The organism is Streptomyces sp. NBC_01497 (genome assembly GCF_036250695.1).
In the GTDB taxonomy this organism is placed as follows: Bacteria; Actinomycetota; Actinomycetes; order Streptomycetales; family Streptomycetaceae; genus Streptomyces.
In genome coordinates this window covers 2,130,790-2,152,920 of record NZ_CP109427.1, presented here as the reverse complement: position 1 = coordinate 2,152,920, position 22,131 = coordinate 2,130,790, and the positions used below count along the sequence as shown (strand labels likewise).

14 protein-coding genes and 1 pseudogene are annotated in these 22,131 nt (G+C 73.5%); 13 read left to right on the top strand and 2 right to left on the bottom strand.

Annotated elements, in window-relative coordinates:
• Positions 1–261: 261 nt before the first annotated feature.
• Positions 262–1,284, top strand: a pseudogene (locus tag OG310_RS09045) (chitinase); the annotation flags it as partial.
• Between the two features lie 177 nt (positions 1,285–1,461).
• Here OG310_RS09045 and OG310_RS09040 read toward each other — a convergent pair.
• On the bottom strand, positions 1,462–3,666 hold the full coding sequence (locus OG310_RS09040; RefSeq protein ID WP_329460087.1) for an ATP-binding protein: 2,205 nt from the start codon (positions 3,664–3,666) through the stop codon (positions 1,462–1,464).
• Between the two features lie 441 nt (positions 3,667–4,107).
• On the opposite strand from OG310_RS09040, the gene gabT reads away from it, so the two are divergent.
• From gabT to OG310_RS09025, 3 genes are all read left to right on the top strand, one after another.
• Positions 4,108–5,442 carry a 4-aminobutyrate--2-oxoglutarate transaminase gene (gene gabT / locus OG310_RS09035; protein WP_329455367.1) on the top strand — a complete coding sequence of 445 codons (1,335 nt, stop codon included), beginning with the start codon at positions 4,108–4,110 and terminating at the stop codon, positions 5,440–5,442.
• 523 nt (positions 5,443–5,965) lie between these two features.
• Positions 5,966–6,535, top strand: a complete 570-nt coding sequence (locus tag OG310_RS09030; RefSeq protein ID WP_329455366.1) for a phosphatase PAP2 family protein — start codon at positions 5,966–5,968, stop codon at positions 6,533–6,535.
• Between the two features lie 392 nt (positions 6,536–6,927).
• Positions 6,928–8,541 (top strand): PucR family transcriptional regulator, encoded by a 1,614-nt coding sequence (locus tag OG310_RS09025; protein WP_329455365.1) that lies wholly within the window; start codon positions 6,928–6,930, stop codon positions 8,539–8,541.
• Between the two features lie 216 nt (positions 8,542–8,757).
• Here the strand turns inward: OG310_RS09025 and OG310_RS09020 are convergent, their stop codons facing one another.
• Positions 8,758–9,993 carry a cytochrome P450 family protein gene (locus tag OG310_RS09020; RefSeq protein WP_329455364.1) on the bottom strand — a complete coding sequence of 412 codons (1,236 nt, stop codon included), beginning with the start codon at positions 9,991–9,993 and terminating at the stop codon, positions 8,758–8,760.
• A 131-nt stretch (positions 9,994–10,124) separates the two neighbouring features.
• On the opposite strand from OG310_RS09020, the gene OG310_RS09015 reads away from it, so the two are divergent.
• From OG310_RS09015 to OG310_RS08975, 9 genes are all read left to right on the top strand, one after another.
• Complete coding sequence (locus OG310_RS09015) at positions 10,125–10,799, top strand: TetR/AcrR family transcriptional regulator (protein WP_329455363.1); 675 nt, start codon at positions 10,125–10,127, stop codon at positions 10,797–10,799.
• Between the two features lie 488 nt (positions 10,800–11,287).
• Complete coding sequence (locus tag OG310_RS09010; RefSeq protein WP_329455362.1) at positions 11,288–12,736, top strand: aldehyde dehydrogenase family protein; 1,449 nt, start codon at positions 11,288–11,290, stop codon at positions 12,734–12,736.
• Between the two features lie 240 nt (positions 12,737–12,976).
• Positions 12,977–14,956: an acyl-CoA dehydrogenase family protein gene (locus OG310_RS09005; RefSeq protein WP_329455361.1), complete on the top strand. Its 1,980-nt coding sequence runs from the start codon at positions 12,977–12,979 to the stop codon at positions 14,954–14,956.
• 119 nt (positions 14,957–15,075) lie between these two features.
• Positions 15,076–16,371, top strand: coding sequence for a 3-phosphoshikimate 1-carboxyvinyltransferase (aroA, locus tag OG310_RS09000; protein ID WP_329455360.1), 1,296 nt, complete (start codon positions 15,076–15,078; stop codon positions 16,369–16,371).
• Between the two features lie 111 nt (positions 16,372–16,482).
• The gene (locus tag OG310_RS08995) at positions 16,483–16,974 is read left to right on the top strand and encodes a nucleotidyltransferase domain-containing protein (protein WP_329460086.1); all 492 of its coding nucleotides are present in this window, start codon (positions 16,483–16,485) and stop codon (positions 16,972–16,974) included.
• Positions 16,975–17,090: 116 nt separating this feature from the next.
• Complete coding sequence (gene dxr / locus OG310_RS08990; protein WP_329455359.1) at positions 17,091–18,344, top strand: 1-deoxy-D-xylulose-5-phosphate reductoisomerase; 1,254 nt, start codon at positions 17,091–17,093, stop codon at positions 18,342–18,344.
• On the top strand, positions 18,341–19,642 hold the full coding sequence (locus OG310_RS08985) for a M50 family metallopeptidase (protein WP_329455358.1): 1,302 nt from the start codon (positions 18,341–18,343) through the stop codon (positions 19,640–19,642). Before dxr ends, OG310_RS08985 begins: the two co-directional genes overlap by 4 nt.
• Before the next feature lie 184 nt (positions 19,643–19,826).
• The gene (gene ispG, locus OG310_RS08980) at positions 19,827–20,981 is read left to right on the top strand and encodes a flavodoxin-dependent (E)-4-hydroxy-3-methylbut-2-enyl-diphosphate synthase (protein WP_329455357.1); all 1,155 of its coding nucleotides are present in this window, start codon (positions 19,827–19,829) and stop codon (positions 20,979–20,981) included.
• Positions 20,982–21,271: 290 nt separating this feature from the next.
• The gene (locus tag OG310_RS08975) at positions 21,272–22,117 is read left to right on the top strand and encodes a GNAT family N-acetyltransferase (protein ID WP_329455356.1); all 846 of its coding nucleotides are present in this window, start codon (positions 21,272–21,274) and stop codon (positions 22,115–22,117) included.
• Positions 22,118–22,131: the final 14 nt, after the last annotated feature.

The window sequence follows — 22,131 nt, the reverse complement described above, 5'->3', positions numbered from 1 at the left end:
CCGTGCGGGGCGCACTGCGTACTGCCCCCTCCCCGCCCAGGCCCACCCCGCCCGTTTCCCCACGTCTTCCCCCCACCCCTTCTCCTCGCCCCTCCTCGACTCCCCCCACCGGAGGCACCCGTGGAACCCAGCAAGCGACGCTCCCCCTACACCCGCCTCGTGGCGGCGTTCGCCACCGCCGTGCTCACGACGGGCGGCCTGATGGCGGCGTCGCAGACGGCGAACGCGGCTCCGGCCGCGACCCCCGCCGCGACAGCCGCGTCGGCGGCGCTGCCGGCGCACGCGCTCGTCGGCTACGTGCACGCCAGCTTCGCCAACGGCTCCGGCTACATCCCGCTCGGGGACGTCCCCGACTCGTGGGACGTCATCGACCTGGCCTTCGCCGAACCCACCTCACCCACTTCGGGACAGATCGACTTCAGCCTCTGCCCCACCACCGAATGCCCGAACGTCGAATCCGCCGACGCCTTCAAAGCGGCCGTCAAGGCGAAGCAGGCACAGGGCAAGAAGGTGCTCGTCTCGATCGGCGGCGCCAACGGAAAAGTGCAGCTCACCACCACCGCCGCCCGGGACGCCTTCGTCGCGTCCGTCTCGGACATCATCGACACCTACGGACTCGACGGCGTCGACATCGACTTCGAGAACGACTCGCTCTCCCTGGACCCGGGCGACTCGGACTTCCGGGCCCCCACCACCCCGGCGATCGTCAACCTGATCTCGGCGCTGAAGACACTGAAGGCCACGTACGGCAGCGGATTCACCCTGACGATGGCGCCGGAGACGTTCTTCGTCCAGCTGGGCTACCAGTTCTACGGGCCCGGCGCCTCCGGCGCACAGGACCCGCGCGCCGGCGCGTACCTGCCGGTGATCTACGCGCTCCGCGACGACCTCACGCTGCTCACGGTCCAGGAGTACAACTCCGGCCCGATCATGGGGCTCGACAACCAGTACCACACCATGGGCGGCGCCGACTTCCCGATCGCGATGACGGACATGCTGCTCACCGGGTTCCCGGTGGCGGGCGACACGTCACGGATGTTCCCGTCCCTGCGGCCCGACCAGGTGGCGATCGGCCTGCCCGCCTCGGTGAACGCGGGCGGCGGCTACATCGATCCGACGGCCGTCACCCAGACCCTGAACTGCCTGACGAAGAAGACGGACTGCGGCAGCTACACGCCCAGCGCCAGCCGGCCTGACCTGCGTGGACTGATGGCGTGGTCGGTGAACTGGGACGTGTTCGGGGGGAACACGTTCGCCGGCACCTTCGACTCGTACTTCGGCTGACCGCTCCGGTCACTCGCGGGGAGTACGGCGGAGGGCGGTCAGCCGCCCTCCGCCGGGCCTGCGGGGCCCACCGGGCCCGGTTCCCCGGGCCCACCCGTTCGCCGGGCCATCAGCTGTCGGTGTGCGGCCCGCAGGTCCCCCGGCGGCCCGTCGCGAGCCGTCCGAACCGTGCCGGGCTCAGCCCCGCAGGTCCACCAGCAGCGGCGGCGCGTGGTCGCCCGCGACCGTGCGCAGGGAGAGCACCGCGTGCCCGGCGGGCACGGTGTGCGCGAGGTCCGACGCCGACCAGCGCTCGCGCTCGACCTGACGCACGGTCACCGCGTCGGTCGTCACGGCCTTCCCGGTGACCAGCTTCCGGAACGAGTGGATGGCGCGGGTCAGCGGCTGGTCGGCGAAGACCGTGCGCTGCGTGACCACCTTGCTCTCCACCCACTCCGTGCCCCAGGCCTCGGCGAACCGCTTGCCGTCCCACGTCGTGATCCCGGCGAACGCCATCCGGCAGCCCACCGCGCCGAGCAGCCCCGCGTGCAGGGACTCCGGCACGTCGTCCAGGGTCCGCAGCGTCAGCACGGCGCCCGCGTTCACCGACCGCAGCCGCTGCACCCCGCGCAGCGTCTCCGCGGTGAGCGTGCGCGTGGCGTCGTCCAGGACCAGGCAGGCGAACAGCGAGTGGTCCGTGCGGACCGCCGCGTTCGCCGTGAACTGCGCGAGCAGCAGCCGCGCGAGCACCCGCGACGCCTCGCCGTGGCCACGCTCCGGCAGGTCGATGCGGACCCGCAGCGGATGCTCCAGCGTCCGCAGGGAGAACGGGCGCGTCCTGCCCGTCGTGTCGAAGAACTCCGCGAACGCGGGCCGGTCGAGCAGCGCGACCCGGTCCGCGAGCGCCCGGCCGGGGTCGCCGGGCGCCGACGCCTGGCGTTCACGCGCGTCGAGTTCGCGGCGCATGGACCGGTGGCCGCCCGCATCGAGGGCGCCGCGCAGCGCTTCGAGCGCCTCGGGCGTCCCGTCGAGGAGCTCGCGCAGTTCCGGCACCGTCGGCAGACGGCCGTGCGCGGCCCGGAACGGTCCGAGGAGCTGCGCGAGTGCCGTCGCCGCCCGCCTGCTGTCCGTGTCGGCCAGATCGCCGACCAGGCCCTCCGCGAGCACCGCCGCGGCCTCGTCCGGATCGCCGCTCCCGCCGTACAGGTCGAGGTCGTAGACCGACTGCGGATCGCCGATCCGCACCACGACGTCGTACGCCTCGTCAGGACCGAGCTGCGTCCCCGCCGCGCACACCGCGACGACCGCCGCCTGCCCGGCCAGCGCCTGGAGCGCCAGCGACTCGACCACCGGGCGCACCAGGGCCCGCGTCTTGCCGGCGCCCGGCGGCCCCACCGCCAGCAGCGAGGTGCCGAGCAGCCCCGGATCCAGCGCGAGCCCCGTGCCGCGCCTGCCGTACGGGTTGCGCTCGCCGTCCTGCACGGTGCCGAGCCGCACCTGACGGGCCAGCAGGTCGTGCCGGGCCGCCCTTATGGGCAGATCCCGGCCGCCCGAGGGATGGACACAGGCCGCCGCGCCGTCCTGCCGCACGGTCTGCGCGAACGCCGCGAGGCGGCGCGGATCGACACGCACGGAACTCCACGCCCGGCTGATCCGGGTGAAGTCGACGTCGTTCATCCGGCCCTCGCGCACCTCGGCGGCGAGCCGCCCGGCGATCTCCCCCTGCCCGGCGGCACGCAGCTCCGGCCACTCGGCGGGATCCGCCTCGGGCGCGGGCGCCGTCTCGGCGGGCGCCTCCTCGCCGCGCGGCGCGGGCCGGCCGCCGAAGACCCGGCGCAGCAACTCGGGCCAGCGGCCCAGGCGGCCGAAGACCACCACGAGGATGGCGATCACGAGCGCGTAGTACAGGTACGCCAGCAGTTCGGCTGTGCTCGACGACTTGTCCGAGAACCATGAGTCGGGTGTGAGCGCGGCCAGCGGCCACACCCAGAATCCCCCCAGATAGCGGTTCCACAACAGCGACCAGAGCAGCACGCCGGCCAGGAGTGAGATGGCCGCCCCCACCGCCAGCTGCCGCACCGGCGTCAGTTCCGGCTCCACCGCCGGTCGCGGCCGGTGCCCGTACGTCCACGTCCCGGGCCCGTCCGTGCGCCGTGGCGTGTGGAGCCAGTCGCGCAGGGTCGGCCCCGTGGTCGGGGCGTATCCCGGAGCGGGCGGGACGGCGGGCTTGCCGTACGGGTCGGCGGGCCCCGCGGGGGAGGGGGCGGCGGGCCCGTACCCGGCCGGAGGAGGGCTGGTCAGGGCGGGTGGCGGTCCGGACGGGAGGGGTGGGGGAGGCGCGGCGGGATGCGGCACGGGTGTGGCGCGTGTGCCCCGTGGGTCGTGCGTGCCGTCGGAATCCATACTCACCCTGCCCCCTGACCAGCCAGGACCGCTCTGTGCATCCGTCAATGTAGTGCCCTCGCACGGGTAGTTCACCGTTCACCGCGTCCGGGGGTGTCTCCGGCGCCCCGATGAGCACGGCCCGGGCTCGCGTCGAGGCGGCCCCGGAGGACCGTCCGGGACCCGGCGCCGCCCGGCCGCCCGGCCCCTTCCGGTTCCGGGCGCGGCGCGGCCCGGCGCGGCCCGGCCCGGCCCGCTCCCGGTCGCCTTGGACGCGCGGCACCGCCGCACTCGGCCGCCATGGACGCGACGGACAACGACACGCGCGGAGCACTACCGAACGGAGCATGCCCACCGGCTCCCCGCGCCCCTAGCCTGCGAGACAGCACACGGAACGCCGGATCTGCTCACGAACCCCGGACCAGCACCACGCAGCGTCGGGACAGACCCACAGGAGCCCCCATGACCGCCATCCCGCAGGAGCGCCGACTCGTCACCGCCATCCCGGGGCCGAAGTCGCTGGAGTTGCAGGCCCGGCGCACCGCCACGGTTGCGGCGGGCGTGGGCTCCACCATGCCCGTGTTCGCCGAGCGCGCGGGCGGCGGCATCCTTGAGGATGTCGACGGCAACCGGCTGATCGACTTCGGCTCGGGCATCGCCGTGACGACCGTCGGATCCAGTGCCGAGGCCGTCGTGCGCCGCGCCTCCGCCCAGCTCGCGGACTTCACCCACACCTGTTTCATGGTCACTCCCTACGAGGAGTACGTGGCGGTCTGCGAGGAGCTGGCAGCGCTCACGCCCGGGGACCACGCCAAGAAGTCCGCCCTGTTCAACTCGGGCGCCGAGGCCGTCGAGAACGCGGTGAAGATCGCCCGCTCGTACACCAAGCGGCAGGCCGTCGTCGTCTTCGACCACGCCTACCACGGCCGTACGAACCTCACGATGGCCCTGACCGCGAAGAACATGCCGTACAAGAACGGCTTCGGCCCGTTCGCGCCCGAGGTCTACCGGGTCCCGATGGCCTACCCCTACCGCTGGCCGACCGGTCCCGAGAACTGCGGGCCCGAGGCCTCCGCCCAGGCCATCGACCAGATCAGCAAGCAGATCGGCGCGCAGAACGTCGCGGCGATCATCATCGAGCCGGTACTCGGCGAGGGCGGCTTCATCGAGCCGGCCCCCGGCTTCCTGCCCGCGCTCGCGCGGTTCGCGAAGGACAACGGGATCGTGTTCGTCGCGGACGAGATCCAGTCCGGCTTCTGCCGCACCGGCGCCTGGTTCGCGTGTGAGGACGAGGGCATCGTGCCCGACCTGATCACCACCGCCAAGGGCATCGCGGGTGGCCTGCCGCTGGCCGCCGTCACCGGCCGCGCCGAGATCATGGACGCCGCGCACGCCAGCGGCCTCGGTGGCACGTACGGCGGAAACCCGGTCGCCTGTGCCGCCGCGCTCGGCGCGATCGAGACGATGCGGGAACTCGACCTCCCGGCGAGGGCCCGGCGCATCGAGGAGATCATGAAGGGCCGTCTCACGGCCATGAGCGAGAAGTACGACGTGATCGGCGACGTCCGCGGCCGCGGCGGGATGATCGCCATCGAACTGGTCAAGGACCGCGCGACCAAGGAGCCCGCCCCCGAGGTGGCGGGCGCCCTCGCCAAGGCGTGCCACCAGGAGGGCCTGCTGGTGCTCACCTGCGGCACGTACGGCAACGTGCTGCGCTTCCTGCCCCCGCTCGTCATCGGTGAGGACCTCCTCGGTGAGGGCCTGGACATCATCGAGCAGGCGTTCGCCGCGCTCTGAGGCGCCGCCCGGGACCGGGCCCGGTCCCGGGCGGCGCCGCACGGCCGGGCCCGGCCGTCATCGTCGGGTCCCGGCCCTCCGGGGCAGCCCGCCGGCCGGCGAAGGTGAACTCGACGGCCGCTTCCCGGCTGCTTCCGGGGCCGCCTTGGACCGCTGTGAAGAAGGTGTGCGGGGGCGATGGCGGGATGGGGTGGCGGGTGTCGTGCGTGACGGGGGCGGCGTAGTGTTTTCGCAGATGAGAGAAACTCCCCGCCCGCGGGAAACGGCGGGCGAATCCGGTCCGGGGCATCCCCAGTCCCGTTCCGGGCGTGCCTTCGGGCGCGCTTCCGGGGCCCTGGGTCCCGGTTCTCCTCACCGATCGGACGGCAGCCCGCTCCAACCCCCCCGGAGCGCGCACCGGCCCGGTCCTGACGGCCCTCCCGGAACCACCCCCCCTGTTCCGGGACGGCCGTCTCCCTTTCCGCCGGCGTCGAGCGGCGTCACCGCGACCCGGCTGCGGATCGCCGCCGCCGCCCTCTGTGCCGTGGCGTTCGCGCTGATCACCTGGCAGGTCCTTGCGGGCGGAGCGCTGCTGCGGGCCGACGAACGCCTGGACCGCGCCGTCGTGGGACACGGCCCGAGGGCGCTCACCGAAACCCTCACCGACCTGGGCTCCATGCCCGTGGCGCTGCCGGTCCTCGCCGTGGCCCTGGCCTGGGCCCTGTGGCGCGGCGCCCGCGCCCGCGTCCTCGCGGGCGCCCTGACGATGGCGGTGGTGCCCGCCCTGGTCGTCCCGCTCAAGATCTGGACGGACCGTCCTGGGCCGCTCACGGACGCCACCGGCTACTACCCCTCGGGCCACACCGCCACGGCGATGGTCGCGTACGGGACGGCGGCACTCGTCCTGCTGCCGTACGTGGACCGCCGGGTGACGGTGCCCGCCGCCGCGCTGCTCACGGTCGCGACCGCGTCCGGGCTGGTGCTGCGCGGCTACCACTGGCCGCTGGACGTCGTGGCGAGCGGCGCGCTGTGCGGGCTGCTGCTGCTGGCGCTGGGCGCGGTGCTGCGGATCCCGGCCGTCGGGGGAGCAGCCGGCGCCCGCGAGTCCGACTGACCCCCTCATCGGGAGCGCGTGTCCGTCCTTGACCTGTCTGGTCCGCCCGGCGGGAGCGTTGTGCGCCTCCGGGAACGCCTGATCCGTCCGGTCCACCGTTTCACCCCCGCTGCCGGGAGCGCGTCCGCCCGGGGGAGCCCGTCCGAACCCCCGCGTGGAGCAGTCCCGCCCCCGATCGGCCCGTCCGTCACCGGGCGAGGATCCCGGCGGCGGGCCGGGGGCCGGACCCGAACTGTGGGCCCGGTCGGACCGGTGCTCTTGGCGACCGGTGCTCCTGCGTACGGCATGCCAGGGCCTCGCCGTAGTGGCGGCCGGTTCATCGGGCCGGGGTTCGTTCATACATCTCGGCCCAAACGGGCGAGTGCCTTCGTACAGGCCGTAGCATTCGGGGCATGCCGCCCACGCTCGCCTCGCTCGTCCAGCACTCGGCGCTCAAGCTCACCGTGCGCGCCGGGGAGGACCGGCTCGACCTGCCCGTGCGCTGGGTCCATGCCAGTGAGCTGGTGGATCCCGTCCCCTACATGGAGGGCGGCGAGCTGCTGCTCGTCACGGCCACCAATCTGGACGCCGCGGACCCCGACGCGATGCGCCGCTACGTGCGGCGGCTCGTCGGCGCGGGCATCGCCGGCATCGGGTTCGCGATCGGCGTCCATTACGACGACGTGCCGGACGCCCTGGTGGAAGCGGCACGATCCGAGGGACTTCCGCTGCTGGAAGTGCCGCGCAGGACCCCGTTCATCGCCATCGGCAAGGCCGTCTCGGAGGCCATCGCGGCGGACCAGTACCGCGCTGTCACCGACGGCTTCGAGGCCCAGCGCGACCTGACGCGCGCCGCGCTCGCCGAAGGCCCGGGGGAACTGCTCGCCCGCCTCGCCGCGCATGTCGACGGGTGGGCCGCGCTGTACGACCCGTCCGGGAGCGTCATCGCCGCCGAGCCTCCCTGGGCCGCCCGGCGCGCCGCGCGTCTCGGCGAGGCCGCCGCCCGGCTCGCGCAGCGCCGCCCGCACACCAGTTCCGTCGTCGGCGGCCCCGACGTGGAGGGCGGGGGCGTCGACGACCGGGTGGAACTGCAGACCCTCGGCAGCGGGCGCCGGGCCGGTGGCGTGCTGGCCGTGGGGACGGCGGGGGCGCCGGGCACGGCGGCACGCTACGCCGTGCACTCGGCGATCGCCCTCCTGACGCTGACCACCGAGCGGAGCCGTTCGCTGCGCGCGGCGGAGCAGCGGCTCGGCGCGGCGGTCCTGCGGATGCTGCTGTCAGGCCAGTCCGAGCACGCCCGTACGGTCGCGGGCGACCTGTACGGGGCGCTGCTCGACGCGCCGTTCCGGCTGCTGATCGCCGAGGCCGAGGACACCTCCGGGGAACCGTCGGGGGACTCTCCTCTCGATCTGCTGGCGGAAGCCCTGGAGACGGCCGCGACCCGTGCGGGCGAACCGGTGCTGGTCGTGCCCGACGGCGAGGGGCGCCTCGTGGTCATCGCCGTCGACGGTGGTGCCGCCGCCGCCCTGTGCGCCGGATACGCGGACCGCCAGGCGAAGGAGGCGGGTGTGGTCACCGGCCTGTCCGCGCCGGCGGGACCGATCGCGACGGGCACGGCGTACAAGCAGGCGGAGCAGGCGCTCTCGGTGGCGCGGCGCCGTGGCCGCGCCCTGGTCGAGCACGAGGACCTCGCGGACGGCTCGCTGCTGCCGCTGCTCGCCGACGACGCGGTACGGGCCTTCGCCGACGGCATGCTGCGGGCGCTGCGCGAGCACGACGCGAAGGGCCGGGGCGATCTGGTCGACTCGCTGCGTGCCTGGCTGTCCCGGCACGGCCAGTGGGACGCGGCCGCGGCCGATCTGGGCGTGCACCGCCACACGCTGCGCTACCGGATGCGCCGGGTGGAGGAAATCCTCGGGCGTTCGCTGGACGATCCGGACGTGCGGATGGAGCTGTGGCTCGCCCTGAAGACCACGGCCGGCCTCTCCTCTCCGGCATCGGGGGCCACGCCCGCGCCGCGGGGGTGATCGCCGACCGGCCGCCGGGGCGCCGGCCGCCCCTGCCTGTCGCATCCGCGCGGCAGGCAGGCGGGCAGAGGCCTCAGGTCACGGGCCTCCGGACAGACAGCGACAGGCGGGCGCGCACACACGGGCGGGCAGGTACCTACGGGCAGGTACGGACGGACGGGCAGGTGCGGCCGGGTGGTCGGCGGAGAGGCGGGGCACGATGTCCCGGCCCGTCCCTCACCAGCGGACCGGCAGCGTCACCAGCCCGTGCAGCAGGCTCGGCCGCCAGACCGGTGGACCCGCCGCCGGATCCAGCGCGAGGTCCGGGCAGCGTTCCAGCAGGGCCCGCAGCGCGAGTGGCGCCTCCAGCCGCGCCAGGGGCGCGCCGAGGCAGTGGTGGATGCCGTGGCCGAAGGCCAGGTGGCGCCGTAGTTCGGCCGGGTCGCGGCGGATGTCGAAGCGGTCCGGGTCGGTGAAGGCGGCGGGGTCGCGGTTGGCGGACGCGAGCGACACGATCACGGTGTCGCCGGCCGGGACGGTGACATCGCCGAGTTCGACGTCGTACGCCGCGTAGCGCAGGCTAGTGGCCAGGGCGGGCGGTTCGTGGCGCAGGCTCTCCTCGACCGTCGCGCCGAGGAGTGAGGGGTCGGCGCGCAGCGCCGCGAGCTGGTCGGGGTGGCGCAGCAGCAGGTGGACGGCGGAGGAGATGAGGTTCGCGGTCGTCTCGTGCCCCGCGACCAGCAACAGGAAGGCCATCCCGATCAGTTCCTCGGACGACAGGGCCTCCTCGCCCTCGCCGTGGCCGTCACCGGACGTCCGGGTGAGCGCCGCGAGCAGGTCGTCAGCGGTGGGGTCGGCGCGCCGGACGGCGATCAGCTCCGCCAGGTACCGCGTCATGTCCCGCTGCGCGGCGGTCGCGGCGACGGGGTCGGTCGCGGCGACGACCTCGCTCGACCAGCGCCGGAAGGTGTCGCGGTCGGCGCCGGGCACGCCCAGGAGTTCGCAGATGACGGTCACGGGCAGCGGGAAGGCGAGTGCGTCGACCAGATCGGCGCGGCCGCGCGGGACCATCGCGTCGAGCAGCGCGTCCGTGATCTCCTCCACGCGGGGCCGCAGCGCGGCCACCCGGCGTCCGGTGAAGGCGCGCGCCACCAGGCGGCGCAGCCGGGTGTGGTCGGGCGGGTCGGCCTGCAGCATGTTGCGGCCGACGGCGAAGCCCCCGTCGTCCTGCCGGGTCGCGGAGGCGCGGACGTCGTTGCGCAGGTTCGGGTCGGTGAGGGCGGCGCGTACGAGGCCGTGCCCGAGGACGAGCCAGGCGGTCGCGCCGTCCGGAAGCCGTACGTGCCGCACGGCGCCGCCCGCGCGCAGGTGCGCGTAGCGGGCATGCGGATCGGCGACGAAGCCGGCGGGGTCCTCGATCATGTCCACGAGCTGTGCGGGGTCATCGGCCCGTGGATGGGTGCTGGGGTGCACGGGTGCCTCCGTAGGGGTGGGTCGGCACAGGACGGATGGGTCGGCACAAGCGATCCGGGGAGTGCTCCCCGTATCGTGGCTCCACGCTAGCAGAAGCGGGGAGTGCTCCACGGTTGAGATACGGTGCGGGCGTGAGACAGGACGCGCAGCGCAGCAGGGAACGGGTACTGGCCGCCGCTCGGGAGGTGTACGCGGAAGTGGGTGTCGAGGCGCCCCTCGACGTCATCGCGCGCCGGGCCGGGGTCGGGAACGCGACGCTCTACCGCCGCTTCCCCGACCGGGCGGCCCTGATCGAGGCGGTCTTCCAGGAGGGCCTCGGCGCCACGATGGCGGCGGGCGAGTCGGCGCGCGCCGCCCGGGACCCGATGGCGGGGCTCACCGGATATCTGGAGCACGTCTTCGCGGGGCTCGCGGTCGACCGGGGCGTCACGGATCTCATGACCACGCGCCTGGCGCACGTGCCCACCCTGGAAAGGCTCCACGAGCACAACGCGGAGACGATCGGACTCCTGCTCGCGCGCTGCCGCGAGGACGGGGTCTTACGCGCTGATGTGTCGGTGGCGGACGTCCTGTTCGCCCTGGCCGTGCTCGGCCGCGCGGTCCCGGCCGCCCAGACGGCGCGGCCCGGGTCGTGGCGGCGGTTCCTCGCCCTGTTCCTGGACGGCCTGCGCACGGGCGCGGGCCTCGGTGGCGGGGCGCTGCCTGACGCACCGTACGACCCGTCGACCCTGCGCGACGCCCTCGACGCCCTGCATGTCGCGCCGGCGGTGACGGCCCCCCGCCCCGGCCCGTCGTCGTCGGGCTGAAGCCCGGATGCGGCCACGCCCCCGATGCCCCGGCGTCCGGGCGCCTCGGCATCCCTGGCGCCTCGCGGCCGCGGTGAGGCACGGGGCCGAGGGCCGAGGGAGCAAGGAGGGGGCGGCGGAGGGGGCCACGACCCGCAGGTGGAGCGCCCCGGCGGCAGTTCCGTCCCCCGCCCACCCCGCGTGAGGCCGCTGCCCGCCCCGCGTGAGGCCGCTGCCCGCCCCGCGTGAGGCCGCTGCCCGCCCGGCGCGAGGCCGCTGCCCGCCGGGCGTGAGGCCCGCACCCGCCAGTGCCAAACCGTAGAAACCCGCGCCCCCACCAGTACGCCACGGCCAAGCGACCGGCCCGCCCGTCGGGCCTACGGTGTGGTCTGGGCGTTCGTTGCCGCCCACCGCCAGGTCACCCTGCCGGTGTCCGCCGCCGTTTCGCGCCGGTGGCGCGCCGGCGCCAGTTCGTTCGCCGTATCCGCCACTCGGAAGGGCCGGGACCCATGTCGACCTCCACTCACGCCTTCTGGCTCGCGGGCCGCCGGGCCACCGGCGAGTCCGCCCTCGACGTCACCTCGCCCTGGGACGGACGCCTCGTCGGTACGGTCTCGGTGCCGACCGACGCGCAGATCGAGGAAGCTGTCGCCGCCGCGCACGCGGTCCTCGACGAGTTCGCCGCCACCCCGGCGCACGTACGCGCCGCCGCCCTCGACCACGTCTCCCGTCGGCTCGGCGAGCGGTCCGAGGAGATCGCCCGACTCATCTGCGACGAGAACGGCAAGCCCATGAAGTGGGCGCGCGGTGAGGTCGGCCGCGCCGTGTCCGTCTTCCGGCTCGCCTCCGAGGAGGCCCGGCGCTTCAACGCCGGCGAGGCCCAGCGCCTGGACACCGACGCGGGCGGCACCGGCCGGCTCGCGCTGACCCGCCGCTTCCCGAAGGGCGTCGTCCTCGGCATCGCGCCGTTCAACTTCCCGCTGAACCTCTGCGCGCACAAGGTCGCCCCGGCTCTCGCCGCGGGTGTGCCGATCATCCTCAAGCCCGCCCCCGCGACCCCGCTGTCCGCTCTGGTGATCGGCGAGCTGCTCGCCGAGACCGACCTGCCGGCCGGCTCCTGGTCGGTCCTGACGGTGCCGAACGACCGGATGCCCGCCCTCGTGCGGGACGAGCGGCTGCCGGTGATCTCCTTCACGGGCTCCGACAAGGTCGGCTACTCGATCATGGATTCGGTGCCCCGCAAGCACTGCACGCTCGAACTCGGCGGCAACGGCGCGGCCGTGGTCCTCGGCGACTACGCCTCCGAGGCGGACCTCGACCAGGCCGCGACCCGCATCGCGGCGTTCTCCAACTACCAGGGCGGCCAGTCCTGCATCTCGGTGCAGCGCGTCATCGCTGACGCGGCCGTCTACGACCGGCTGGCCGAGAAGGTCGTCGCCGCCGTGGAGGCACAGGTCACCGGGGACCCGTCCGATGACGCCACCGACGTCGGCCCGCTGATCAGCGAGGAGGCCGCCCAGCGGGTGGAGAGGTGGACGGAGGAGGCCGTACGCGGCGGCGCGCGGCTGCTCACGGGCGGCAAGCGGGACGGCGCCACGTTCGCGCCCACCGTCCTCGCCGACGTGCCCGACGACGCGACGCTCGCGTGCGAGGAGGTCTTCGGCCCCGTCCTCACCCTGCGCAGGGTGGAGGGCGAGGAGGCCGCCTTCGCCGCGGTGAACGCGTCGAAGTACGGGCTCCAGGCGGGCGTCTTCACGCACGACGTGCAGGCCGCGTTCCGCGCGCACCGGACGCTGGAGGTCGGCGGCGTGATCATCGGCGACGTCCCCTCGTACCGCGCGGACCAGATGCCGTACGGCGGCGCCAAGATGTCGGGTGTCGGACGTGAGGGCGTGCGCTACGCGATGGACGACTACACGTACGAGCGGGTCATGGTATTGACCGGCCTGGCGCTGTAGGGCCCCGGCGGGCGGCGCGGAGCGCGCGGGCGCGCGTGGTGGGCGACCCGCGGATCCGGTAGAGACATCAGGAGGGGCACGGGTTCGCCGTGCCCCTCCGGCCCGTGCCGGTCCCCTCCGGCTCCGCCGGATCCGTGGCGAGGTGATGTCGTCGTGTCCGCACCCCCCGCTTCTCCCACCCCCCCGGGTTCCCCGGGCGGTTCCGGCGCCGGGGGCCCTTCCGGCTCACCGGGGTCTTCCGTGCCCGCCTCGGCGGTCTCAGCGGCCGGCTCGGCCTCCCCGCAGGGCACGCGGGGCGGCCCGAAGGTCTCGGAGCGGGAGGCGCGCCGGGTCGCCGAGGACGCCCGGCAGCCGGACTGGCACAAGCCCAGCTTCGCCAAGGAGCTCTTCCTCGGCCGCTTCCGGCTGGACCTGATCCACCCGCACCCGCTGCCGGCCGACGAGGACACGGCCCGTGGCGAGGCGTTCCTCGCGAAGCTGCGCGTGTTCTGCGAGGAGCGGATCGACGGCGCGCTCATCGAACGGGAGGCGCGCATTCCCGACGAGGTGGTGCGGGGACTTGCCGACCTCGGCACGCTCGGCATGAAGATCGACCGCGCGTACGGCGGTCTCGGCCTCACCCAGCTGTACTACAACAGGGCCCTCGCGCTGCTGGGCACCGCGTCGCCCGCCGTCGGCGCGCTGCTGTCCGCCCATCAGTCGATCGGCGTACCGCAGCCCCTGAAACTCTTCGGGACCGAGGAGCAGAAGCAGGCCTTCCTGCCGCGTCTCGCGCGGAGCGCCATCTCGGCGTTCCTGCTCACCGAGCCCGATGTCGGCTCGGACCCGGCGCGGCTCGCCATGTCGGCGGTGCGCGACGGCGACTCGTACGTCCTGGACGGGGTGAAGCTCTGGACCACGAACGGCGTCGTCGCGGACCTGCTCGTGGTGATGGCCCGGGTGCCCCGGGACGACGCGGGCCGGGGTGGCGGCATCTCCGCCTTCGTCGTCGAGGCGGATTCGCCGGGCATCACGGTGGAGAACCGCAACGCGTTCATGGGGCTGCGCGGCCTGGAGAACGGCGTGACCCGCTTCCACCGGGTGCGCGTTCCGGCCGCGAACCGGATCGGTCCCGAGGGAGCGGGCCTGAAGATCGCCCTGACCACGCTCAACACGGGCCGGCTCTCGCTGCCCGCGATGTGCGTGGGCGCCGGCAAGTGGTGCCTGAAGATCGCCCGCGAGTGGTCGGCGGAGCGGGAGCAGTGGGGACGGCCCGTCGCCCGGCACGAGGCGGTCGGCTCGAAGATCGCGTTCATCGCGGCCACCGCCTTCGCGCTGGAGGCCGTGGTCGACCTGTCGTCGCAGCTGGCCGACGAGGATCGCAACGACATCCGCATCGAGGCGGCGCTCGCCAAGCTGTACGGCTCCGAGATGGCATGGCGGATCGCCGACGAGCTCGTGCAGATCAGGGGCGGACGCGGCTTCGAGACGGCGGACTCCCTCGCGGCGCGCGGGGAGAAGCCCGTACCGGCCGAGCAGATGCTGCGCGATCTGCGCATCAACCGGATCTTCGAGGGATCGACGGAGATCATGCACCTGCTGATCGCGCGGGAGGCCGTCGACGCCCACCTGTCGGTGGCCGGGGACATCATCGACCCGGACGCCCCGCTCCAGGACAGGGCCAGGGCGGGCGCGCGGGCGGGTGTCTTCTACGCGCGCTGGCTGCCGAAGCTCCTCGCGGGCCCCGGTGCGCTGCCCGGCGCGTACGCCGCGTTCCGCCCGGCCGGCCACCCCGACCTGGCGCACCACCTGCGCTACGTGGAGCGCGCGTCGCGCCGGCTGGCGAGGTCGACGTTCTACGCGATGTCGCGCTGGCAGGGCCGCATGGAGAAGAAGCAGGGCTTCCTCGGCCGGATCGTGGACATCGGCGCGGAACTGTTCGCGATGAGCGCCGTGTGCGTGCGGGCGGAGCTCCTGCGGTCGGGCGACGCGAACGGCCGCGAGGCGTACCAACTGGCCGACGCCTTCTGCCGGCAGGCGCGGCTGCGGGTGGAGGAGCTGTTCAACCGCCTCTGGTCGAACACGGACGAACTGGACGGCACGGTCGTGGCCGGCGTGATGTCGGGCACGTACGCCTGGCTGGAGGCGGGCATCGTGGACCCGAGCGGTGAGGGCCCCTGGATCGCCGACGCCACACCGGGCCCGAGCATGAAGGAGGACGTCCACCGCACCATCGACTGAGGCGCGGACTCACCGGGGTCGCTGCGGGCCCGGCGCACCGGAGGGCCGGGCCCGCAGCCGCCCCGGCCGTCCTGGCGGCCCCCACCCGGGCCGTCGGGCGCACACGGAATAATGGGCGCGTGACCGTCATCGAAATCCCCGGATCCAAGTCCGTCACCGCCCGCGCCCTCTTCCTCGCCGCCGCCGCGCGGGGCGAGACGGTGCTGCGCCGGCCCCTGCGCTCCGACGACTCCGAGGGATTCGTCGAGGGGCTCTCGCGCCTCGGTTACGAGGTGGCACGGGAGGACGGGGACCGGTCCTGGCGGATCACGGGCCGGCCCGAGGGCCCCGGCGCGGCCGACGCGGACATCTACTGCAGGGACGGCGCGACCACCGCGCGGTTCCTGCCGGCGCTCGTCGCGGCCGCCCCGGCCGGCTCGTACCGCTTCGACGCCTCCGCGCAGATGCGCCGCCGCCCGCTCGGCCCGCTGACCCGGGCCCTGCGCGAGCTCGGGGTCGACCTGACGCACGGTGAGGGCGAGGGGCACCACCCGCTGCGCATCGACGCGCACGGCATCAAGGGCGGGCATCTCGTCCTCGACGCGGGCGAGTCCTCGCAGTACCTGACCGCGCTGCTGATGCTCGGCCCGCTCACGGAGGAGGGGCTGACCATCGACGTGACGCGCCTCGTCTCCGCCCCCTACGTCGAGATCACCCTCGCGATGATGCGCCGCTTCGGCGTCGAGGTGGCGCGCGAGGGCAGCCGCTTCAGCGTCCCGCCGGGCGGCTACCGGGCCACGGACTACGTGATCGAACCCGACGCCTCCACCGCGAGCTACTTCTTCGCCGCCGCGGCCCTGACCCCGGGCCGCGAGGTCACGGTCCCCGGGCTCGGGCGCCACGCGCTCCAGGGCGACACCGCGTTCGTCGACGTCCTGGAGCGGATGGGCGCGGAGGTGGTCAGGACCGACGACGCCATCACCGTGCGCGGCCCGGAGCGGCTGCGCGGACTGACCGTCAACATGCGGGACATCTCGGACACGATGCCGACGCTCGCCGCGCTCGCCCCGTACGCCGACGGGCCGGTCAGGATCGAGGACGTCGCGAACACGCGGGTCAAGGAGTGCGACCGCCTGGATGCCTGCGCGCAGAACCTGCGCGCCCTCGGCGTCGGCGTCCGGACCGGGCCCGACTGGATCGAGATCCGGCCCGGCACCCCGCGTGCCACCGGGATCGAGACGCACGGCGACCACCGCATCGTCATGTCGTTCGCCGTCACCGCACTGCGCGCCCCCGGCATGACCTACGACGACCCGGGCTGTGTGCGCAAGACGTTCCCGGGCTTCCACGAGGCGTTCGGCGCGCTGCGTGACACGTGGGCCGCTGTACCGCCGGCGGGCACGGACGTCTTTGGCGGTACACGGACGCACGCGTGAGGGACGTCTCCGGCGGCGCGGACGCGCGCGTGATGTCGTGATGTGCGGATCAGGCGCCGGGCGGACGCGCGCGTGACGGATGTCTGCGGCGGGCACGGCGGTGCGCGCGTGATGGCGGCCGGGGACGTCCTGGCGGTCCTCGCGCTCGCGCGGGAGGCAGCCGCCGACGTCTGGCTCGCCGGCGGCTGGGGCATCGACGCTCTCGTCGGCGAGCAGACGCGCCCGCACCGCGACGTCGACCTGTGCCACCGCGCCGAACACGAACCGGCCCTGGTGGCCGCGCTCCGGGCCGCCGGTTACGTGGAGAGCCTCGACGCGCGGCCCGTACGGTTCGTCCTGGCCCGTCCCGACGGCCGGGAACTGGACCTTCACCCGCTGCGTTTCGCGTCCGACGGCTCCGCGCGGCAGTCGTCCTTCGACCCCGGCGCGCCGTTCCACTACCCGGCGTCGTGCTTCACCTCGGGCACCGTCGCGGGCAGGGCCGTGCCGTGTGTCTCGGCCGAGCAGCAGGTGTACTTCCACCAGGGGTACGAACCGACGGACCGCGACCGCCACGACATGGCGCGTCTGCGCGGGTGCCTCGGCGTCCGCACACCGTACTGAACACCCCCCGGACCACGGGCGACGGCGCGGGAGGGGGCCCCGCGCGCCCCACGGATCGGGTGGCGCCCGCCCCTCCGTTGTCAGCGCCCGCGGCGGATGGGGCAAGAATGGGTCCCATGAGCGACAGTGCAGCCCCTCTCGCGGATCCCCACATCGCCTTCGATCCGGCCGAAGGCCGCCGGGACCTCGTCGTCCTCGGCTCCACGGGATCCATCGGCACGCAGGCCATCGACCTGGTCCTGCGCAACCCCGACCGCTTCCGCGTCACCGCGCTGTCCGCCGCGGGCGGCCGGGTGGCCCTGCTGGCGGAGCAGGCGCGCCTGCTGCGGGTCGCCGCGGTCGCCGTCGCGCGGGAGGACGCCGTACCGGCGCTGAAGGAGGCGCTGCGGGCCGAGTACGGGCCCGGGGAGCCGCTGCCCGAGATCCTCGCGGGCCCGGACGCGGCCACCGATCTCGCCGCGTCCGAGTGCCACACGGTCCTCAACGGCATCACCGGGTCCATCGCCCTCGCGCCGACCCTCGCCGCGCTGGAGGCGGGCCGCACCCTCGCGCTCGCCAACAAGGAGTCGCTCATCGTCGGCGGCCCGCTGGTCAAGGCGCTCGCCAAGCCCGGCCAGATCATCCCCGTCGACTCGGAGCACGCGGCCCTCTTCCAGGCGGTGGCGGCCGGCACCAGGGCCGATGTCCGCAAGCTCGTCGTGACCGCGTCGGGGGGCCCCTTCCGCGGCCGTACGCGGGCCGAACTCGCCGGTGTCACACCGCAGGACGCGCTCGCCCACCCCACCTGGGCCATGGGCCCGGTGATCACGATCAACTCCGCGACCCTCGTCAACAAGGGGCTGGAGGTGATCGAGGCGCACCTGCTGTACGACATCCCGTTCGAGCGCATCGAGGTCGTCGTCCACCCGCAGTCGTACGTGCACTCGATGGTGGAGTTCACGGACGGCTCGACGCTCGCCCAGGCCACCCCGCCCGACATGCGCGGCCCGATCGCGATCGGCCTGGGCTGGCCGCAGCGCGTACCGGACGCGGCCCCGGCCTTCGACTGGACGAAGGCGTCGACGTGGGAGTTCTTCCCGCTGGACACCGAGGCGTTCCCGTCCGTGGCCCTCGCGCGCCACGTGGGAGCGCTCGGCGGCACGGCCCCCGCGGTGTTCAACGCGGCGAACGAGGAGTGCGTCGACGCGTTCCTGGCCGGCCGGCTCCCGTTCAACGGCATCATGGACACCGTCACCGAGGTCGTCGGCGAACACGGCCGGCCCGGCGGGGGAACCCGGCTGACCGTCCCGGACGTCCTCGAAGCAGAGACCTGGGCCCGCGCCCGGGCCACGGAACTCGTACGGAAGGCCACAGCGGAGGCTCACGCATGACGATTCTTCTGACGGTCATCGGCATTGTGATCTTCGCCTTCGGCCTGCTGTTCTCCATCGCGTTCCACGAGTTCGGCCACCTGTCGACCGCGAAGATGTTCGGCATCCGCGTTCCGCAGTACATGGTCGGCTTCGGTCCGACGATCTTCTCGCGGAAGCGGGGTGACACGGAGTACGGCTTCAAGGCCATCCCGATGGGCGGCTACATCCGCATGATCGGGATGTTCCCCCCCGGTGCCGACGGGCGGATCGAGTCCCGCTCCACCTCGCCCTGGCGCAGCATGATCGAGGACGCCCGCTCGGCCGCGTTCGAGGAGATGGAGGAGGGCGACGAGGACCGCCTCTTCTACACGCGCAAGCCGTGGAAGCGCGTGATCGTCATGTTCGCCGGGCCGTTCATGAACCTCGTCCTCGCCGCGGTGATCTTCTTCGGCGTCGCGATGAGCTACGGCTTCCAGACCCAGACCACCGATGTCGGCGGCGTGCAGAAGTGCGTCATCTCTCAGAGCGACAAGCGCCAGACCTGCCGTCCGGGCGACCCGGTCTCGCCCGCCACGGCGGCCGGACTGCGCAAGGGCGACAAGATCCTCGCCTTCGACGGGCAGAAGGTCGACGACTGGAACACCCTCTCGAACAAGATCCGCCGGACCATCGGCCCCGCCACCCTCACGATCGAGCGGGACGGCCACCAGCAGGTGCTCCACGCGAACCTGCTGAAGAACATAGTGGCCACGAAGGACTCCAACGGAGACGTCGTCCCGGGCAAGTACCAGGCCGCCGGATACCTCGGCTTCGCCGCCCAGACGAAGATCGTCCCGCTGACGTTCGGCCAGTCCGTGAACCGGATGGGCGGCATGATCGGCGACAGCGTGGACCGGCTCGTCGACCTCCCGAGCAAGATCCCCGGCCTCTGGGGCGCCGCCTTCGAGGGCAAGCAGCGCGACGCGGACTCGCCCGTGGGCGTCGTCGGAGCCGCCCGCATCGGCGGCGAGGTGATGACGCTGCACGTGCCGGCCGAGAGCCAGCTCGCGATGATGCTGTTCCTGCTCGCCGGGTTCAACCTCTCCCTGTTCCTGTTCAACATGGTCCCGCTGCTCCCGCTGGACGGCGGGCACATCGCGGGGGCCCTGTGGGAGGCCCTGCGGCGCAACATCGCACGCGTCTTCTCCCGCCCGGATCCGGGCCCGTTCGACGTGGCGAAGCTCATGCCGGTGGCGTACGTGGTGGCCGGTCTCTTCGTCTGCTTCACCGCCCTCGTCCTGATCGCCGACGTGGTCAACCCCGTCAAGATCACCTGATCCGACGGCCCCGCCAGGGGCCGACAGCCCCGCGTGACGGCAGCCGGACATCTTGGATGTCCGGCTGCTTACTTTCGGGTGGACACTCACCGCTGATGTGACCGGCCGTTCCGCGGTGGCGTAATCTCAGGTGCTGGAGCCCGCCGATCTCGGGACCAGGTCCACACTTGGGGTTGCACAGCAGATGACTGCGATTTCTCTCGGAATGCCGTCCGTTCCTGCCAAGCTCGCCGACCGCAGGGTCAGCCGTCAGATCCACGTCGGTTCCGTGGCGGTCGGTGGCGACGCGCCGGTGTCCGTCCAGTCGATGACCACCACACGCACCTCGGACATCGGGGCCACTCTCCAGCAGATCGCGGAGCTGACGGCGTCAGGCTGCCAGATCGTCCGGGTCGCGTGCCCGACACAGGACGACGCGGACGCCCTCTCCACCATCGCGAAGAAGTCCCAGATCCCGGTCATCGCCGACATCCACTTCCAGCCCAAGTACGTCTTCGCCGCGATCGACGCCGGCTGCGCCGCGGTCCGGGTCAACCCGGGCAACATCAAGCAGTTCGACGACAAGGTGCGGGAGATCGCGAAGGCCGCGAAGGACAGCGGCACCCCGATCCGCATCGGCGTCAACGCGGGCTCCCTCGACAAGCGGCTGCTGGAGAAGTACGGCAAGGCGACGCCCGAGGCGCTCGTCGAGTCCGCGCTGTGGGAGGCGTCCCTCTTCGAGGAGCACGACTTCCGGGACATCAAGATCTCGGTCAAGCACAACGACCCGGTCATCATGGTCAACGCCTACCGGCTGCTGGCGCAGCAGTGCGACTACCCGCTGCACCTCGGCGTGACGGAGGCGGGTCCCGCCTTCCAGGGCACCATCAAGTCCGCCGTCGCGTTCGGCGCCCTGCTCAGCGAGGGCATCGGCGACACCATCCGGGTCTCCCTGTCCGCCCCGCCGGTCGAGGAGGTCAAGGTCGGCCAGCAGATCCTGGAGTCGCTCGGCCTGCGCCAGCGCCGCCTGGAGATCGTGTCCTGCCCGTCCTGCGGCCGCGCCCAGGTCGACGTGTACAAGCTCGCCGACCAGGTGACCGCCGGCCTCGAAGGCATGGAGGTGCCGCTGCGCGTCGCCGTCATGGGCTGCGTCGTCAACGGTCCGGGCGAGGCCCGCGAGGCCGACCTCGGTGTCGCCTCCGGCAACGGCAAGGGCCAGATCTTCGTCAAGGGCGAGGTCATCAAGACCGTGCCCGAGTCCAAGATCGTGGAGACGCTGATCGAGGAGGCCCTGAAGATGGCCGAGCAGATGGAGAAGGACGGCATCGCCTCCGGCGAGCCCGAGGTCTCCGTCAGCTGACCCAGGCGGCCGGGCCCCACCCGGCCGGCCCCGGCGACCGGGCCCGCGCGCCCGGCGCCCCGCGTTCCCCGCGAGTCCCGTGACCCCTTCCGACGGGGGAGGTCACGGGACTCGCCGCTGTCCGGGCCCGTCCGTCCCCGCGCCCGCGCCGTACCCGTCTGCCGCCCTGGGAGCGGCCGTACCCGCCGGTCCCGGGCCCGCCCCTTCCCCGGCGGGCAGCTGAGGGAGGCGTGCGCCGAGGCCGCCAGGTACAGTGCCCAGACAAGCAGACCGTACGGTGAGGCCCCCACGTGTTGACGCAGACCACCACCCGGGTCCTCGAACCCAGCGACCTCCCGGAAGCCCTCGCGCTCCTGGAGAGCGACCCCGTCGAGAACGCGTTCGTCACCTCGCGCGTCCAGGTCGCGGGGCTCGACCCCTGGCGTCTCGGCGGCGAGATGTGGGGCTGGTACGCGGACGGGCGGCTGCGCTCGCTGTGCTACTCGGGCGCGAACCTCGTGCCGATATGCGCCACCCCCGATGCCGTGCGCGCCTTCGCCGACCGCGCCCGCAGGGCCGGCCGGCGGTGCTCCTCGATCGTCGGCCCCGCGGTATCCACCGCCCGGCTGTGGCGGTTGCTCGAACCGAGCTGGGGCCCCGCCCGGGAGGTCCGCGCGAACCAGCCGCTGATGCGCACCGAGCGCCTCTCGCCCGAGGTCGCCCCCGACCCGTACGTACGCAGGATCCGCAAGGACGAGATAGACACCCTCATGCCGGCCTGCGTGGCCATGTTCACCGAGGAGGTCGGCGTCTCCCCGCTGGCCGGTGACGGCGGCCTGCTCTACCAGGCGCGTGTGGCCGAACTCGTCGGCTCGGGACGGGCCTTCGCGCGCGTCGAGGACGGCCGGGTGATCTTCAAGGCGGAGATCGGCGCCGCCACCCCCCAGGCGTGCCAGATCCAGGGCGTCTGGGTCGACCCCGCCCACCGGGGCCGGGGGCTCTCCGAAGCGGGCATGGCGGCCGTCGTACGGTACGCGCTCGCCGACGTCTCACCCGTCGTCAGCCTCTACGTCAACGACTTCAACATCCCCGCCAGGGCCGCCTACCGCCGCGTCGGATTCCGTGAGGTGGGCGCCTTCATGAGCGTCCTGTTCTGACGGTAGGTTTCGGC